Source organism: Chengkuizengella marina, assembly GCF_009910845.1.
GTDB lineage: Bacteria > Bacillota > Bacilli > Paenibacillales > KCTC-33759 > Chengkuizengella > Chengkuizengella marina.
Map to the genome: position 1 here is coordinate 11,766 of NZ_SIJB01000035.1, position 13,019 is coordinate 24,784.

At 36.5% G+C, this 13,019-nt stretch carries 17 protein-coding genes; all 17 read right to left on the minus strand.

From position 1 onward, the window contains the following. Positions 1–3: 3 nt before the first annotated feature. A complete protein-coding gene (gene nuoI, locus ERL59_RS16930; RefSeq protein ID WP_160647426.1) occupies positions 4–471 on the minus strand; it encodes an NADH-quinone oxidoreductase subunit NuoI in 468 nt (155 codons plus the stop codon). 27 nt (positions 472–498) lie between these two features. Then, positions 499–1,473 (minus strand): NADH-quinone oxidoreductase subunit NuoH, encoded by a 975-nt coding sequence (gene nuoH, locus ERL59_RS16935; RefSeq protein ID WP_160647427.1) that lies wholly within the window; start codon positions 1,471–1,473, stop codon positions 499–501. Beyond that, positions 1,473–2,573 carry an NADH-quinone oxidoreductase subunit D gene (locus ERL59_RS16940; protein ID WP_160647428.1) on the minus strand — a complete coding sequence of 367 codons (1,101 nt, stop codon included), beginning with the start codon at positions 2,571–2,573 and terminating at the stop codon, positions 1,473–1,475. Before ERL59_RS16940 ends, nuoH begins: the two co-directional genes overlap by 1 nt. Before the next feature lie 8 nt (positions 2,574–2,581). Next, entirely contained in the window at positions 2,582–3,157 is a 576-nt protein-coding gene (locus ERL59_RS16945; protein WP_160647429.1) for an NADH-quinone oxidoreductase subunit C, read from the minus strand. After that, positions 3,154–3,672, minus strand: a complete 519-nt coding sequence (locus ERL59_RS16950) for a NuoB/complex I 20 kDa subunit family protein (RefSeq protein WP_160647430.1) — start codon at positions 3,670–3,672, stop codon at positions 3,154–3,156. The genes ERL59_RS16945 and ERL59_RS16950 overlap by 4 nt, the downstream gene beginning before the upstream one ends. Further along, positions 3,657–4,028 (minus strand): NADH-quinone oxidoreductase subunit A, encoded by a 372-nt coding sequence (locus tag ERL59_RS16955; protein WP_160647431.1) that lies wholly within the window; start codon positions 4,026–4,028, stop codon positions 3,657–3,659. Before ERL59_RS16955 ends, ERL59_RS16950 begins: the two co-directional genes overlap by 16 nt. A 469-nt stretch (positions 4,029–4,497) precedes the next feature. Then, positions 4,498–4,902, minus strand: coding sequence for a F0F1 ATP synthase subunit epsilon (locus ERL59_RS16960; RefSeq protein ID WP_160647432.1), 405 nt, complete (start codon positions 4,900–4,902; stop codon positions 4,498–4,500). Positions 4,903–4,957: 55 nt separating this feature from the next. Further along, positions 4,958–6,364 carry a F0F1 ATP synthase subunit beta gene (gene atpD, locus ERL59_RS16965; protein ID WP_160647433.1) on the minus strand — a complete coding sequence of 469 codons (1,407 nt, stop codon included), beginning with the start codon at positions 6,362–6,364 and terminating at the stop codon, positions 4,958–4,960. Between the two features lie 47 nt (positions 6,365–6,411). Next, complete coding sequence (gene atpG, locus ERL59_RS16970) at positions 6,412–7,275, minus strand: ATP synthase F1 subunit gamma (protein ID WP_160647434.1); 864 nt, start codon at positions 7,273–7,275, stop codon at positions 6,412–6,414. 44 nt (positions 7,276–7,319) lie between these two features. Next, complete coding sequence (gene atpA, locus ERL59_RS16975; protein ID WP_160647435.1) at positions 7,320–8,834, minus strand: F0F1 ATP synthase subunit alpha; 1,515 nt, start codon at positions 8,832–8,834, stop codon at positions 7,320–7,322. A gap of 12 nt (positions 8,835–8,846) precedes the next feature. Next, positions 8,847–9,398, minus strand: a complete 552-nt coding sequence (locus ERL59_RS16980; protein ID WP_160647436.1) for a F0F1 ATP synthase subunit delta — start codon at positions 9,396–9,398, stop codon at positions 8,847–8,849. Continuing rightward, positions 9,395–9,877 (minus strand): F0F1 ATP synthase subunit B, encoded by a 483-nt coding sequence (gene atpF / locus ERL59_RS16985; protein ID WP_160647437.1) that lies wholly within the window; start codon positions 9,875–9,877, stop codon positions 9,395–9,397. The genes ERL59_RS16980 and atpF overlap by 4 nt, the downstream gene beginning before the upstream one ends. Positions 9,878–9,971: 94 nt before the next feature. Further along, the gene (atpE, locus tag ERL59_RS16990; RefSeq protein ID WP_160647438.1) at positions 9,972–10,193 is read right to left on the minus strand and encodes a F0F1 ATP synthase subunit C; all 222 of its coding nucleotides are present in this window, start codon (positions 10,191–10,193) and stop codon (positions 9,972–9,974) included. Between the two features lie 85 nt (positions 10,194–10,278). Next, entirely contained in the window at positions 10,279–11,064 is a 786-nt protein-coding gene (atpB, locus tag ERL59_RS16995) for a F0F1 ATP synthase subunit A (protein WP_160647439.1), read from the minus strand. Between the two features lie 33 nt (positions 11,065–11,097). Next, positions 11,098–11,478: an ATP synthase subunit I gene (locus ERL59_RS17000; RefSeq protein WP_160647440.1), complete on the minus strand. Its 381-nt coding sequence runs from the start codon at positions 11,476–11,478 to the stop codon at positions 11,098–11,100. Beyond that, complete coding sequence (locus tag ERL59_RS17005) at positions 11,471–11,704, minus strand: AtpZ/AtpI family protein (RefSeq protein WP_160647441.1); 234 nt, start codon at positions 11,702–11,704, stop codon at positions 11,471–11,473. The genes ERL59_RS17000 and ERL59_RS17005 overlap by 8 nt, the downstream gene beginning before the upstream one ends. Before the next feature lie 163 nt (positions 11,705–11,867). Continuing rightward, the gene (wecB, locus tag ERL59_RS17010) at positions 11,868–13,010 is read right to left on the minus strand and encodes a non-hydrolyzing UDP-N-acetylglucosamine 2-epimerase (RefSeq protein ID WP_160647442.1); all 1,143 of its coding nucleotides are present in this window, start codon (positions 13,008–13,010) and stop codon (positions 11,868–11,870) included. Positions 13,011–13,019 lie beyond the last annotated feature (9 nt).

Below are 13,019 nucleotides of genomic sequence, written 5' to 3' on the forward strand. Positions count from 1 at the left end.
AAACTACTTTACCTCCTTCTTCGCCTTTGATGGGATGGATTTTGGTTGTAAATTGATACTATTTTCTTTTCTGACATTTGTATTGTTATCATTTAACCATTCCATATTTTTAAACAGATCATCTCTACTATAGGTAGCTAATTCAAAATTATTGGTCATAACAATGGCTTCTGTGGGACAAACTTCTGTACATAAGTCACATAAGATACAAATTTCAAAATTGATATCGTAAGTGTCAATTACCTTCCCTTTTTTCTCAGGGTCAGGATTTTTCTTACCTACAAGATCAATACATTCTGTTGGACATATATTCATACACTGATTACACACGATACATTTTTCAGGATCAAAATGTTGTACACCTCGAAAACGATCGGGCATCTGTAAAGGAACATCAGGATATTGATAAGTTATTTTTTTCTTCGTAAGATTTTTTAAGGTAACACCCATTCCTTTAACTATACCTTTCAACGGTTTCACCTCATTTCAATAGTTACATTATTTAAATATTTCTATAATAATTGTCGTTACAAATATATTAACCAAAGCCAAAGGTAATAAAACCTTCCAACCTAGCGACATTAAATGATCCACTCTTATTCTCGGCAACGTTGCACGTATCCAAAACAGGAAAAATACGATCGAAGAAAATTTTAAAATAAACCATATTATCCCCGGAATAAAATCAAGAAACGGTAGCGGAGAATGCCAGCCTCCTAAAAACAGAATTGTTGTTAGAGCTGCTATGGCATACACATACACATATTCAGCAAGCATGAAAAAAGCAAATCTAAAACCACTGTATTCCACGTGATAACCTGCTACTAATTCTGATTCAGCTTCAGGCAAATCAAATGGTGTACGGTTCAACTCTGAAACGGCTGCAATGATAAATATGATAAACCCTACAATTTGTGGAAGGAAATTCCAGTTCCAGAAACCACCTGCTTGACCTTCTACGATGGTATTTAAGCTTAAACTACCGCTTAAAAGAATGACACCAACAACAGACATGACTAAAGGGACTTCATAACTAATCATTTGTGCAGCTGAACGCATGCCGCCCAACAATGAATATTTGTTATTTGAAGCCCATCCACCAAGTAATATCCCTATTGTTGAAATACTGGATAAAGCAAAATAGTATAATAACCCTACATTCAAATCTGCAAATTGCCAATCCGCAGTATAAGGAATTGTAGCTAACACCACAAATGCCGGTACAAACGTAATGACAGGAGCTAAGATAAATAGAAACCGATCTGCCTTATTTGGAATTGTATCCTCTTTAATTAAAAGCTTCAATACATCCGCAACAGTTTGAAATAAACCTAATGGTCCTACGCGGTTTGGCCCTTTTCTCAATTGAATCCAACCTATAACTTTACGTTCAAAGTAAATGGCATAGGTTACAAAACCAAGTACAACTACAAGAAGAAAAGCGGCCCATAATATGTTCTGGAGAAGTGCCATTAGCCATCTACCTCCCCTAATACAATATCAATACCACCAAGTATGGTTACTAAGTTTGTCATCGTTTCACCGACTAATAATTTAGGTAAAATTTGCAAGTTTACAAATGAAGGCCTTCTAAACTTTAAACGATAAGGTTGCGGTTTTTTCTTAGATACAATATGACATCCAATTTCGCCTCTTGGGGATTCAATACGTGTATAAACTTCCCCTTCTGGTGGTCTGATTACTCTAGGTACCTTGGCCATAATTTTTCCATCTTCAGGAAATTGTTCTACAGCTTGTTCCAAAATACGCAAGCTTTGTTTGATTTCTTCAAATCTAACTAAGTATCTAGCATAACAATCCCCTTCTGTTTGAACAGGAACGTCAAACTCAAAACGATCATATATACTGTATGGTTGGTTCTTACGAAGATCAAACTTTACCCCTGTTGATCTTAAATTAGCACCACTAAGGCCATAATCTATTGCGGTTTGCGCATCGTATTTCCCAACACCTTTAACCCTAGCTAAAAAGATTTCATTCCCACTCACTAACTGTTCATATTCATCTAACTTATCTCTCATATATGGTATAAAATCACGAACTTTGTCTATCCAGCCCTCAGGAGCGTCCCATTTCACACCGCCAACTCTCATATAAAAATATGTAAGTCTAGCACCACATAACTCATTAAACATATTGATGATCATTTCTCTTTCTCTAAAAGCATATAGAAAAGGACTCATAGCACCGATGTCTAATAAATAAGTTCCCCACCATACTAAATGGCTGGCGATGCGCTGTAACTCCATAACGATTAATCTTAAAAATTCCGCTCTTTCTGGTATTTCAAGATCCATCAAAGTCTCCACTGCATGACATAACACGTAATTGTTTGTCATAGCAGAGACATAGTCCATTCTATCTGTATAGGGAATAACCTGAGTATATGTTAAATTTTCAGCTAGTTTCTCAGTACCTCTATGTAAATATCCGATTACAGGTGTGGCTTCCGTAATGACCTCACCGTCTAACTTTACGATAATTCTAAATACACCATGTGTACTCGGATGCTGTGGTCCCACATTTAAAAGTAATTCTTCTGTACGTATCATCTGGTTTGTTACACCTCCGGATCTATCGGTTCATAATCTTTTCTTAAAGGATGCCCTTCCCAGTCTTCAGGCATCATGATCCTTTTTAAATTAGGATGACCCGGAAACTGAATACCTAATAAATCGTAGATTTCTCTTTCATTCCAGTTCGCCGTATTCCATACAGAAGTGACTGATGGAATAGAAGGATCTTCTCTATCTGCTTTAATCTTAATACAAATGTCTTGTTGATTGTCTGTTGACATCGATAGTAAATAATAAACAACCTCAAAATATGTCTCATAATCAATCCCAGAAACATTACGCAAATAATTTAGTTTTAATGTTTCTGACTCTTTAAGCATCATTGCTGTTTTAAGCCAATACGGACTTCGAATGACAATGCTTGGCAAGTCCCTATCTAGCTCATTTATATAAGCTTCTTCAACTGCATCTTCAGCTATATTTGATTTAACTAAATCCACTAAGCGGTCTAATTTAGCCTGATTTGGTGAAGGTTCTACAATTTCTACTACTTCATTTTCCTCTATTTCCTTCTTTGCCTCTTTTGGGTCCATTTCAGTAACATGTTTTTGATCACTCATACCTCTGTCACCCTTTTCCCGGTTTTTGCTTCATACTTTATCTTTTCTTGTAATTTATTAATACCATAAATTAAAGCAGCTGGATTAGGCGGGCAACCAGGGATATATACATCTACAGGAACAATTTGATCTACCCCTTTGACAACAGAATAGGATTTAATATATGGACCTCCAGCCGTTGCACATGAACCCATTGCAATGACCCATTTTGGCTCAGGCATTTGATCATACAAACGTCGTAATAAAGGAGCCATTTTTTTAGTTACTGTCCCCGATACAATCATGACATCTGATTGTCTTGGAGAGGTACGGAATATAACACCAAAACGATCTAAATCATAATGTGATGCACCTGTCCCCATCATTTCAATGGCACAGCAAGCTAAGCCAAAAGTAAGTGGCCATAAGGAATTACTCCTCGCCCATGCTTTTAACTGTTCTAAGGTACCCATGAATACGTTACGTTGCAATTCCTCTTGTTCCTCTGGTGAAATCTTTGTTAAATCGAGTTCCATTGTAACACCTTCTTCTTCCAAGCGTAAGCTAATCCTACAACTAATAATGATACGAAAATTAACATTTCAACTAAAGCAAAAAGTCCTAATTTGTCATAAGCAACTGCCCATGGATATAAAAAGACAGTTTCTACATCAAAAATAACAAACATTAAAGCAAATAAATAATAACGTATGTTGAAACGAATCTGACCTGCACCTACAGGTTCATTTCCACTTTCATAAGTGGTGTACTTCTCTTCCATTGGATTATTAGGTCTTAAAATTCGGCCAACCGTAAGCGCTGCCACTGGTAAGAAAATACCGAGCGCAATAAAAATAGCGACGATAACATAGTTATTCATGTATGTTTCCATCGACGTATGTCCCTCCATTCAATGAAGTCCAATTTATAAGTTTTTCTTATGGACATTTTTATATTCAATAATAAATGTCGTGAACATTATAACAAAAGCTTACATCTAAGTCTATTGTACAAATCATTAATTTTTAAAGGTAACTTTTGTTGGGAATCGACGTTCATTCATTGCATTGCTTTATTATGTGTAAACAGTATGTTTTCAAAGGCAAAATACTTGTTAAAAAGCAAAGATTAATACTTTACTGCTCATGATTTGGTGAAAATGAATTAATTATAATATTTTTTTATTGTGACTATAATATGTGATGTTTTTCACAATCGATTATATTATAGAAAAATGGTCTCTCTTTATAATATGAACCTTTTGAATGTATTGTGCACAATCATATAAAATCAAAAAAAATCTACTTTCAGATCTATATAAAAACTGCCGACATATGATGTGCGACAGTTTTTATATCAATTTAAAATTGTTTATCAGTGGAACTAATTCGATTGATCGCTTTCTGCAATGCCATCTCAGCACGACGAAAATCATATTCAGCTTTTTTGTCAGCCAATCTTCTTTCCGCGCGTTCCTTAGCAGCTTGTGCACGTTCAACATCAATTTCTCCTGCACGTTCTGCAACTTCTGCAAGAATAACCACTTTTTCTTTACTTACTTCCATAAAGCCGCCATGTACAGCGATGATCTCCTCATCGTTTCCAGTTTTAACCTTCATCGGTGCAACTTTTAAAGCAGTAACTAACGGAATGTGATTAGGTAAAATACCTAATTGACCTTCCACACCTGTGACGACAATCATATTCACGTCCTGAGAATACACTTTTCTCTCAGGAGTAACGATTTCTAATGTAAAAGTACTCATAACTTCCTCCTACAAGTTTCATTTTTAGAAACTTAGGATTTTTAAATCAACCCTATTATAAAGTTTTGGCTTTTTCTACAGCTTCTTCGATTGTACCAACGTATAAGAAAGCTGCTTCTGGTAAATCATCATGTTTACCGTCCAAAATCTCTTTAAAGCTTCGAACTGTTTCTTTAACTGGAACATATTGCCCTTTTTGACCTGTAAATTGTTCAGCAACGTGGAAGTTCTGAGATAAAAATCTTTGAATCTTTCTAGCACGCTGAACTGTCAATTTATCTTCTTCAGATAATTCATCCATACCTAGGATGGCTATAATATCTTGAAGTTCTTTGTAACGTTGTAAAATTTGCTTAACGCCTTGAGCAACTTCGTAATGCTCTTTTCCTACGATCTCAGGAGCAAGAATACGAGAACTTGATGCTAATGGATCTACCGCTGGGAAAATTCCTAACTCTGCGATCTTACGCTCCAAGTTTGTTGTTGCATCCAAGTGAGCAAATGTTGTTGCAGGAGCTGGATCTGTATAGTCATCCGCAGGAACATAAACTGCTTGAATAGATGTTACAGAACCTTTCTTCGTTGAAGCGATACGCTCTTGCAATTGACCCATTTCAGTTGCTAGAGTTGGTTGGTAACCAACCGCTGATGGCATACGTCCAAGTAATGCGGATACCTCAGAACCTGCTTGCGTGAAACGGAAGATGTTATCTACGAATAAAAGTACATCCTTACCTTCTTGATCACGGTAATGCTCAGCCATTGTCAATCCTGTTAATGCAACACGTTGACGAGCACCAGGAGGTTCATTCATCTGTCCAAATACCATAGAAGTTTTTGGAAGAACTCCCGCATCCTTCATTTCGTGATAAAGATCATTTCCTTCACGTGTACGCTCACCAACACCGGCAAATACTGAAATACCACCGTGCTCCTGTGCGATATTATTGATTAATTCCTGGATTGTAACAGTTTTACCAACACCGGCTCCACCAAACAAACCAATTTTTCCACCTTTAGCGTACGGGGCAATTAAATCAATAACTTTAATTCCTGTTTCCAAAATTTCTTCTTCAACAGATAATTCTGTAAATTCTGGTGCTTGTCTATGAATGGGGCTAGAACTTTTAGTTTTAATTTCACCAGCATTATCAATTGGTTCACCTAATACATTTAAAATACGACCTAGTACAGCATCACCCACTGGAACAGAAATAGGACTACCTGTGTCAACAGCTTCAGTTCCACGAACTAAACCGTCTGTAGAAGACATCGCAACACAACGTGCTACATTATCACCAAGGTGAAGAGAAACTTCTACAGTTAAGTTGATATCCTTTTCCCCAGAGGACTCCGCTTTTTTTTCTATTCTAACAGCATTTAGAATTTCAGGCAGGTTTCCGCGTTCAAATTCAATATCAACTACGGGACCCATAACCTGTAAAACGCGTCCTTTGTTCATGCTTTTACCTCCTTAAGGTTTTAAAAGTTAGTGCATATATTGTTTCATTATCCTTGAGCATTCGCTCCAGCAATAATTTCAGAAATTTCTTGTGTAATCGCAGCCTGACGTGCACGGTTGTATACAAGCGTAAGACCAGCAATTAAATCAGTCGCATTGTTCGTTGCATTACCCATTGCCGTCATTCTGGCACCAAATTCACTAGCTTTACCTTCCAATACTGCACTATAAATCAAAGTTTCAGCATATTTAGGCAATAATACATCCAACACTTCCTCTGCAGAAGGCTCATATTCATATAGAGCAGAATTACCATTGGATTCAGAAATATCGCTTAATGGTAAAAGACGTTTTTCTACAGGGATCTGTGTGATAGGGTTCACAAATTCGTTATATGCTAAATATAACTCATCGTATAATCCATCACTAAAGTTTTGCACCGCAGTTTTAGCAATTTCCTGTATGTCCAAGTATTGAGGATTATCTGGCAATCCAGTTACTTGAGATACAATCGGCATATTTCTTCTTTTGAAATAATCCCGACCTTTTCGACCGATAACAAAAATAGAATAGTCATCAGTAGAATTATGCTTTTCTTGGATCGTGTTCATGACCATTCGCAATAGATTCGCATTGTAACCCCCTGCTAATCCACGGTCCGAAGTAATCACTAGATAACCCGTCTTTTTCACTTCTCGGCTTTGTAGCATAGGGTGTTTCAAGTTTTTTGTAGCGGAAGCAATGTTTGAAATTACTTCTTTTATTTTATCTGAATACGGTCTAGCAGCTTCAGCATTTTCTTGTGCTTTCCTTAATCCTGAAGCAGCTACCATTTCCATTGCTTTTGTAATCTGTTTCGTATTTTGGAAACCACTGATTTGGCGCTTTATATCGCGCATACCTTTAGCCATTTAGTTCACCACCTTGTAGGCTATTTAAAAAACACTCTACTGGATTATACAGATGCAGCAAACCCTTTTTTAAAGCTCTCAATTGCCTTATTAAGTGCTTCTTCAGTTTCCTCTGATAATTGCCCGGTTGTTTTAATCGTGTTCAGAATATCTGACTGATTTGCTTCCATATAGGATAAAAATTCTTCTTCAAATCTTGTAATATCCTTCACTTCAATATCATCTAAGAAACCTTTTACAGCTGAATAAATGCTTACAACCTGCTTCTCAACTGGTAACGGCTGATTGACCCCTTGCTTTAAAATTTCAACTGTACGTTCCCCTCGATTTAATCGAGCTTGCGTAGATTTATCAAGATCTGAACCAAATTGAGCGAAAGCTGCTAGCTCTCTATATTGTGCAAGATCTAAACGTAATGTCCCTGCTACTTTTCTCATAGCCTTAACTTGTGCAGAACCACCAACACGGGATACAGAGATACCGACGTTTATCGCTGGACGCTGACCTGCATGGAATAAATCAGCTTCTAAGAAAATCTGTCCATCTGTAATGGAGATAACGTTTGTTGGAATATACGCCGACACATCACTTGCTTGTGTTTCAATAAATGGAAGGGCTGTTAATGAACCCCCACCTAAATCATCGTTTAATTTTGCAGCTCTTTCTAATAAACGTGAATGTAAGTAGAAAACATCCCCAGGGAAAGCTTCACGACCTGGAGGTCTTCTTAACAATAAGGATAACTCACGGTAAGCTGATGCTTGTTTAGTTAAGTCATCATAGATAACTAATACGTGTTTACCTTGATACATAAAGTGTTCACCCATTGTACAACCTGTGTATGGTGCTAAGAATAATAATGGAGCTGGTTCAGAAGCACCTGCTGTAACAACAATGGTATAATCTAAAGCACCATTTTTGCGAAGTGTTTCTACAACACCTGCAACTGTGGATTGTTTCTGACCAATTGCTACGTAAATACAAATCATATCATTATCTTTTTGATTAATGATCGTGTCTATAGCAATTGTTGTTTTACCTGTTTGACGGTCACCAATAATTAACTCACGCTGACCACGACCAATTGGAACCATGGAGTCAATCGCTTTAATTCCCGTTTGCATCGGCTCATGTACTGATTTACGATCAATAACACCCGGTGCTGGTGATTCAATAGGTCTAAATTCTTTAGTTTCAATAGGACCTTTACCGTCTACAGGCTGTCCTAATGGATTTACAACACGTCCAAGTAATTCGTCACCTACAGGAACCTCCATAATACGACCTGTACGTTTTACTTGGTCCCCCTCACGGATATCCTTGTAAGGTCCTAAGATTACGATACCAACATTATCTTCTTCAAGGTTAAGAGCCATACCCATCACGCCATTAGAGAATTCTAATAATTCACCAGCCATGACATTTTCTAAACCGTGAGCACGAGCTATACCATCACCTACTTGGATAACAGTACCTACATCAACCACTTGAAGTTCAGATTTATAATTTTCAATTTGTTTTTTAATCAACGTACTGATTTCTTCAGGTCTGATACTCAATGAACCTCACCCCTAACTATATTGCTTGCTGTTTAATTCTTGTTCAAGTGCAGCTAACTTACCTGATAAGCTGCCGTCATATAAACGATCACCAATGCGAACTTTTAATCCACCTAAAAGACCAGGATCAATTTCATTTGAAGCATTGATTTGTTTGCCTGTTAATTTACCAAATCGATCTTCAACTTCTTTTAATTCATCTTCGGATAACTTAGATGGTGTATATACCACTGCATCTGCTTGACCTAAAAATTCATTGGCAACCCCAACATAATATTCATAAATCGCTGCTAAGATTGAACCTCTTCCTCTTTCAAAAAGAAGCTGGACCGTATGAAGTACAATTTCAGATACTTTTCCTTCAAAAGCATTGCTGATTACTTCCTTCTTTTTGTCCACTCCAATATTAGGATGGGAAATAAATTTATTAAAATCTTTATCCACTTCTATAAATTGCACAATTGATTTTAATTCTTTTTCCACTTCTATTATTACATCTTGCTCTCGAGCAACTTCAAAAAGTGCTTTTGCGTATCTTTTTCCTACTAAAGTGTCGCTGCTCATAGTTTTCCTCCTACCTCTTTCAGGTATTTGTCAACTAATTGTTGTTGTGATTTTTCATCAAGCTTTTGCTCGATAATTTTGGAAGCAATCATAATGGACATTGCTCCTACTTGCGCACGCAACGTTTGAGCTGCTTTTGATTTTTCATTTTCAATATCTTTAAGTGCATCCTCTTTTAACTTCGCCGCTGTTGCTTTTGCATCTTCAACGATTTCATCAGCTTGTCTTGCACTCGTTTGTTTCGCTTGCTCAATAATTTGATATGCTTCCTGACGAGTTTGTTGCATGGATGCCTCTTGTTCTTTTAAAAGTTTGTCTGCTTCTGCACGGTTAGTTTCAGCCGTACGCATTTCTTCTAATACATGCTCTTTACGTTTTTCCATTACGGACATCAATGGCCCGAATGCATATTTGCTTAGTAACCATAACAAAATACCAAACGCAATAATTTGAAAAACTATAGATCCATCTATACTCAACTTTAGTCACTCCCTTCTCAGAGATTAATTCAATCAATCTTGACAAAATGAAGGCGTGGTGGCTTATACCATCCCCGCCGAACTTGAAATCTAATTATTCTCCTAATACGAAAACGAACAATAATGCAAATACAAGAGAGATAACTGGTAAAGCCTCAACTAAACCGATACCGATAAACATTGTAGTTTGTAAAGTTCCGCGAAGTTCTGGTTGACGAGAAATCCCTTCAACTGTACGCCCAACGATTAAACCATTACCAATACCTGCACCTAATGCACCTAAACCAATTGCAATTGCTGCTGCTAAAAAACTCATTGAGAAATCCTCCTTAAATATTAAATAAAGTATTTTTAATTCTTTTAATTTATAATCTTATCTCAGTAGTGCTGAGTTAGATTCTTTAGTGATCTTTGGCGATACTTTGAGAAATATACACCATTGTTAATATGGTAAAAACAAAAGCTTGGATTGTACCAACAAATATACTGAAAGCTTGCCATACGATTAATGGAATCATTCCACCAATACCTGCTAACACTCCTGCAGAGGCAGTCATTAAAATAACCCCAATCAATACCTCACCAGCATAAATGTTACCGAACAAACGTAGACCAAGCGTTAAAAATTGTGATACTTTTTCGATTATGTGAAGCGGAAAGAATGCTGGAACTGGATCAATGTAATGTTTAAAGTAATTTTTAGTGTTTCTAGTAACCCCTAAATAATGTACCATTACAATTACAATTAAAGCTAATCCCATGGTAGCACTCATACTTGCTGTCGGTGATTTCCAAAAAAGCAATGAAACATCTTTTGCATGTGCTGCTTCTGCATATAAATCTGGAGAAATTGGAATTCCGAAAAAAGTCGGTGCCTCGTAGAAATGTAGAGACAAAGCAAAAGGAAGCCCCAACATATTAGCTACAAAAATATACATAATTAAAGTGATTCCTAACATGATAAAACTTTTCCCTTGTTTCATATCCATCGTGCTGGCAATCATATTATGTATGAATTCAACCACCCACTCCAGAAAATTCTGCATTTTCCCCGGATTATCGACAGACAATCTTCGAGTTCCTAATACGGCAATAAGAAATACAACTAAACATGTAATGGTTATCATAATCAAATTGGAAAGATCAAATGGAATTCCAAACAATTCAATCATCGGTGATTCATGCATATCGTCAATTTTCCCTCCCTTCTGTTAATCCATTTATTTGTTATTGTTATTAATAGAAATAATGCCCAGTACTAATGTTACTGATTGTACAAAAAACAATCCAGCTAATGTAGTAGAAAACGCAATATGCTGTTCAAACTTAAAGGAAATAACCACCGCAATTAATGCGAGTGATGCTCTTGTCATGAATCCATCATTCACTCTGCGTTTTATCTTCTTGATGGCAACTTCAGACATCAGCTCTATTTTCCACTGTAAATACCTTGCATTGATTAAACTAACTATAATCCCCAAAATCAGTCCTGCAATATAAACTCGAAAATCAGGCAACAGAGCCCACGTTACAAAACAAACTGCTAATACATACAAAGTTATTTTGTAAGCGTTTTTTGTTAGGGTCGACAAATTATTCATTTGAGCCCCCCGTGTACTTTTTAATGATCATCATGATGCTTAAGACCCCCATAACAAACCCTACCATAATACCAACAACGATCCATATAGGATTATGGTTTACATATTTTGTTACTAGAGTTCCAAGACCATATCCGGCAAACATGCAGACAACCATATCTAATCCAATCGCACTGACTAACGCAACGGCTTTCCATGGATTATCTTTAGGATTTGAATTGCTCATTATACATTTCCCCTATTTAAATCCCCATTTATTTTAACGAAGCGAAGCATTGTTTGTCAATTGGGTAAAATTCAAACATTTCGTGAACAAAATATTTGAATCCTTGGTATTAAAGGCTTTTCAAGTTTAAAAACTATACAGTGCAACTGTATGCTGTAACCTTTTACGTAGAAAATGATTCCGGTTTTTCATTCTTTTTTCCAAAATGATGCAATATGGATTCAACAATTCTTTTTGAAGCTTTACCGTCACCATATGGATTTGCAGTATGACTCATTTTTTCATATTTATGAATTTCTACTAATAATTCTTTCGTTTTTTGATAAACGTCTTCTTCAGCTGTACCAACTAACTCCAACGTTCCAGCTTCAACTCCTTCAGGACGCTCCGTTGTTTCTCTTAATACCAAAACTGGAATTCCGAAGGAAGGAGCTTCCTCTTGTAACCCACCTGAATCGGTTAATATCATATAAGTATGATTATAAAAATTGTGTAACTCAACAACATCTAACGGTTCAATGAGTTTAATCCTAGGATGTTCGCCTAATATTTCATTGGCTGGCTCCCTTACAGCAGGGTTCAAGTGTACAGGATAAACAACCGCAACATCTTCAAACTCATCCACAATTCTGCGAACAGCATTAAAAATTTGTCGATGAGGCTCACCTAAGGATTCTCTTCGATGTGCTGTCATTAAGATTAATCTTTTTCCTTTAGCCCAAGATATTATAGGATGAGTGAAATCCTCTCTTACGGTGTATTGAAAAACATCAGTCGCAGTATTCCCAGTAATATAAACATTCTGTTCAGACTTGTTTTCCTTAAATAAATTATTAGCTGACCAATTTGTAGGTGCAAAATGAAGGTCAGCAATCACACCTGTGAGCTGACGATTCATTTCTTCAGGGTAAGGATTCAGTTTATTCCAAGTTCTTAATCCCGCTTCCACATGACCTACTTTGATTTGTTGTAAAAAAGCAGCATAACTAGCTAAAAATGTAGTTAATGTATCACCATGTACTAAAACTAAATCTGGTTTCGCTTCCTGAAGTACTGATTCTAAACCTTGTAAAACACGAATGGATATCTCATTCAGTGTTTGTCGATCTTTCATGACATCGAGATCATATGTCGGTTGAATACCAAAAACATCTAAAACCTGGTCTAACATTTCTCTATGTTGTGCTGTCACACACACCTTTGAATCAATTAAATTTTTATGTTTTTGCAACTCTAATACGAGTGGAGCCATTTTAATAGCTTCAGGTCTAACCCCGAATATTGTAAGTACTTTTAGCTTATCCATTCAGCTATC

Coding starts and splice junctions, on each gene's coding strand:
- nuoH (WP_160647427.1), bottom strand. CDS start 1,473: ATGGCACTTCTCCAGAACATATTATGGGCCGCTTTTCTTCTTGTAGTT.
- ERL59_RS16940 (WP_160647428.1), bottom strand. CDS start 2,573: ATGATACGTACAGAAGAATTACTTTTAAATGTGGGACCACAGCATCCG.
- ERL59_RS16945 (WP_160647429.1), bottom strand. CDS start 3,157: ATGAGTGATCAAAAACATGTTACTGAAATGGACCCAAAAGAGGCAAAG.
- ERL59_RS16950 (WP_160647430.1), bottom strand. CDS start 3,672: ATGGAACTCGATTTAACAAAGATTTCACCAGAGGAACAAGAGGAATTG.
- ERL59_RS16955 (WP_160647431.1), bottom strand. CDS start 4,028: ATGGAAACATACATGAATAACTATGTTATCGTCGCTATTTTTATTGCG.
- ERL59_RS16960 (WP_160647432.1), bottom strand. CDS start 4,902: ATGAGTACTTTTACATTAGAAATCGTTACTCCTGAGAGAAAAGTGTAT.
- atpD (WP_160647433.1), bottom strand. CDS start 6,364: ATGAACAAAGGACGCGTTTTACAGGTTATGGGTCCCGTAGTTGATATT.
- atpG (WP_160647434.1), bottom strand. CDS start 7,275: ATGGCTAAAGGTATGCGCGATATAAAGCGCCAAATCAGTGGTTTCCAA.
- ERL59_RS16980 (WP_160647436.1), bottom strand. CDS start 9,398: ATGAGCAGCGACACTTTAGTAGGAAAAAGATACGCAAAAGCACTTTTT.
- atpE (WP_160647438.1), bottom strand. CDS start 10,193: ATGAGTTTTTTAGCAGCAGCAATTGCAATTGGTTTAGGTGCATTAGGT.
- atpB (WP_160647439.1), bottom strand. CDS start 11,064: ATGCATGAATCACCGATGATTGAATTGTTTGGAATTCCATTTGATCTT.
- ERL59_RS17000 (WP_160647440.1), bottom strand. CDS start 11,478: ATGAATAATTTGTCGACCCTAACAAAAAACGCTTACAAAATAACTTTG.
- ERL59_RS17005 (WP_160647441.1), bottom strand. CDS start 11,704: ATGAGCAATTCAAATCCTAAAGATAATCCATGGAAAGCCGTTGCGTTA.
- wecB (WP_160647442.1), bottom strand. CDS start 13,010: ATGGATAAGCTAAAAGTACTTACAATATTCGGGGTTAGACCTGAAGCT.